This is a genomic window from Burkholderia sp. Ac-20379, from assembly GCF_017104645.1.
Lineage (GTDB): Bacteria > Pseudomonadota > Gammaproteobacteria > Burkholderiales > Burkholderiaceae > Burkholderia.
In genome coordinates, this window is record NZ_JAAGPF010000529.1 from 1 (window position 1) to 3317 (window position 3317).

At 70.0% G+C, this 3317-nt stretch carries 2 protein-coding genes; both read right to left on the reverse strand.

All coding sequences use genetic code 11. The annotated features are described in order from the left end of the window. Window positions 1-85: 85 nt before the first annotated feature. Window positions 86-913, reverse strand: coding sequence for a molybdate ABC transporter substrate-binding protein (gene modA / locus G3N92_RS32350; protein ID WP_206131600.1), 828 nt, complete (start codon window positions 911-913; stop codon window positions 86-88). A 5-nt stretch (window positions 914-918) separates the two neighbouring features. Then, window positions 919-3057 (reverse strand): TonB-dependent siderophore receptor, encoded by a 2139-nt coding sequence (locus tag G3N92_RS32355; RefSeq protein WP_206131601.1) that lies wholly within the window; start codon window positions 3055-3057, stop codon window positions 919-921. Between the last annotated feature and the right edge of the window lie 260 nt (window positions 3058-3317).

The window sequence follows — 3317 nt, forward strand, 5'->3', positions numbered from 1 at the left end:
GGCGTCGCCGCGGGCGGGATCGACGCCGTCGCGCCCGGCGACAGCCGTCAGGATCGCGAGGCGGGCCGCCTGGCGTCGCGCCCTTTCACGGCTGCGGCGAAGCCAGCCCGACCGCGCCGAAGCCGTAACGCGGCAGCACCGCCTGCGCGGCCGGGCTCAGCAGATACATCGCGAAACGATAGGCCGCGTCGTCGTCGCGGCGGCCGGCCAGCACTGTCATGCCGTAATCGGCCTGGATCGCCAGCTCGGGCGGCAGCGCCACCTGGTCGAACGCCGGGTTCGGCTTCGTGTCGTGCGAGCTGCAATAGCCGACGAACACGTCCACGCGGTGCGTCTGCATGAAGTATTCGACGGGGTTGCGCCCTGCCGGCACGTCGGGCGCGGTGCGGCCGCCCACCAATTGCCGCGCCTTCGCCTCGAGCACGGCCGTGGCCCCGTCGCGCACCGTGCCGGCCTTCGCGAACAGTTGCCACGCGTAGTCGCCGCCCGGGTCCGCATGCGGCGTGGAGGTGCCGATCTTCACGGCCGGATCGAGCAGCTTGTCGAGCAGGTTCGCCGTGGTCAGGCCCACGTCGGGCCGCGCCGTCACGCACACGCGGTTGCGCGCGAACACCACCGTCGGGCCGGCCTTGCCCTCGTCGGTCAGCCGTTGCGGATGCGCGAGGTTGGCCGACACGAACAGGTCGGCATGCTCGCCGCGCTCGATGCGCTCCAGCAGCAGGCCGGCCGGCCCGAACACGAGCCTGACGGGCTGGCCGGTGGCGGCCTCGTAGTCGTGCGCGAGCGTCGCCAGCGCGCCGCCGGTGCTGCCGGCCGCGTAGACGGTGACCGGCTCCGCGCCGTGCGCGACGGCGCTCGTCAAGGCCAGCGCGGCGGCGAGCCGGGCAACGCGGAATGGGCGGAAGGAACGCATGAAGGTCATAGATCGATCTGGATGGAAGCGCGCACGGTGCGCGGCGCGCCGAGCGTGCCGGTGCCGTTGTCCGTGCTGTTGAAGCCGTTCTGGCCGGTCGGGGCGATGTTCGCCCAGTATTGCCGGTTGGTCAGGTTGTCGACCGCGACGCGGAACACCACGTTCTTGCCCGCGACGCGCGTGCGATAGCGCGCGCCGAGATCGAGCAGCGTGTAGCCGTCGACGAAATCGGTATTCGTGTAGTTGCCCGGCCGCCGGCTCGCGTGATTGACGTTCAGCGTGAACGCCAGCCCCGGTACCGCCGGCACGCTGTAGTCGAGCAGCGCGTTGAACACCACGCGCGACAGCCCGAGGATCTGCTGGTCGCTGGTGGCCGCCGAGCCGGTGTCGAACAGGCGCGGATCGAGCAGCGACAGCCCCGCGTACACGTACAGGTCGCGGCTGACCGAGCCGTTCGCCGTCAGTTCGAGGCCGCGGTTCACCTGCCGGCCGCCGTTGGCGAACACGTTGTCCGCGCCCACGTAGGCATACGGGCGCTGGATCCGGTACAGCGCCGCGCCGAGGTTCATCGCCGCCACTTCGAGTTTGTAGCCCAGCTCCCATTCGCGGCTGCGGTACGGCGCGAGGCTCTGGCCCGCGTTGGCCGCGCCGGTTGGCGCGCTGTCGCCCTGCTGGAGGCTGTCCGCGTACGTCACGTAGGCCGTCATGTTCGGCCGCGGCTTGAACATCAGGCTCGCGGTGGGGCTGATGCCGTTCGCGTCGTAGCGGCTCGCGACGGCGCCCTGACGGTTGAAGTTGCGCACGCTGATCCAGCTCTGGCTCGCGGCCAGCAGCGCCGACCATTGCGCATTGAAGCCGATCGTGTCGCCGAGCGTCACCGATTGCTGGATCGTGCGCACCGCGCGGAAGCGATCCGAGAAGTCGGGCAGCGGCGGCTCGGCGAAACTCGACGGATTGGCGAGGTTGCCGGTGCCGAGCGTGATCGCGCCGGTCTGGAACGGCGTGTAGCGATTCCAGAAGAAGCCGGTGTTCGACAGCACCAGATCGTGCGACATGCCTGCCAGCCAGGTGCGGCCGTTCAGCGCGAGGGTGTTGCTGACGATCGTGTCGAGACTGAACGTGGTGGTGGCCGCGGTGGCGGTGTACGCGCCCGACTTGCCGGTGATCGTGTTGGTGGGCACCGTGGAGGCGCGGTCGCTCGTCTCGCGCAGCAGGCCGGCGCTCAGGTGCCAGTCGTCGCTGAAGTCGTGCTTGAGCGTGGCGCTCAGGATCGTGGTGGTGTTGTCGTCGCCGGCCCAGGTCTGGCCGTAGCCCGCGCGCGTCGGATCGAGCGATGCCGGAAACGGCACGTTGCGCGCCAGCGCGAACGTGCCCGGAAAGCCGGTGTCGAGATAGCGATAGGTGCTGGCGTTGGTTTCGAGGCGCGTGTCGCGGCTGAAGCGCACGTCGAACGCGAGGCTCGCCAGCTCGCGCCGCAGGCGGCTGCCGGGCGCGTAGCTCTCGCCGTTCTGGTTCAGCAGGTTGAGGCGGTAGCCGAACACGTCGTTCTTGCCGAAATGGCCGCCGAGATCGAGGTGTTCGAGCAGCGATTGCCGCGAGACGTAGCCCACCGTGAATTCGCGCAGCGGCGTGGCCGTCGGGCGCTTGAACACGAAGTTGAACGTGCCGGCCGGGTTGGCCGGGCCGTACAGCGCGCCCGACAGGCCGCCGAGCACTTCCACGCGCTCGAATTCCTCGATCGGGTAATCGGTGGTGGCGGCCACGTTCAGGCCGTCCACGCGCGTGTTCTGTACCACCCCGGCCTGCAGGCCGCGCGTTTGCGGGCGGATGTTCTCGCCCTGCACCGACGGGATGAAGCGAAACGCCTCGCGCACGCTTTCGAGCTGCTGGTTGGCGGCCAACGCGGCGGGCACCACGCTGATCGAATACGGCGTGTCGAGCAGCGCCTTCTCGCCGAGCGGGCCGACGCGGATCCGCTCGACCTGATACGACGGCAGCGAATACGGCATCAGGCCGCCGACGGCGACCGGCGCGAGCGCCACCTCGCGATCCGGTGCGGGATCCTGCGCATGCGCGACACACGACGCGCCCGCGCCGGCAGCAGCCAGCGCGAGCGCCCTGAAACGGGGGCGACGGAGAAACATGGGGCGAAACGCGATGAGGGGTTGGGATCGTTATGCGCGGAAATATATAGCGAAACGATGCATCGCGAGGAACACAGTTGCCTAGAACACAGTCGGCTTTTCGGCACGCCTTGCGCCGGCGACGGCTTTCCGCTTCCCTTCGACGGGCTTGCACCGTGCCCCGGCACGCCGCCGCTCCTTGCCACCCCATTGCCGCCCCGGCCGCCTCAGCCTTCCGCGCGCACCGCCCCCTCGGCCGCGACCGGCGCCAGCGCCGCGCC

Excerpts from the sequence above, each read along its gene's own strand:
- modA (WP_206131600.1), bottom strand. The coding sequence starts at position 913 with ATGCGTTCCTTCCGCCCATTCCGCGTTGCCCGGCTCGCCGCCGCGCTG.
- G3N92_RS32355 (WP_206131601.1), bottom strand. The coding sequence starts at position 3,057 with ATGTTTCTCCGTCGCCCCCGTTTCAGGGCGCTCGCGCTGGCTGCTGCC.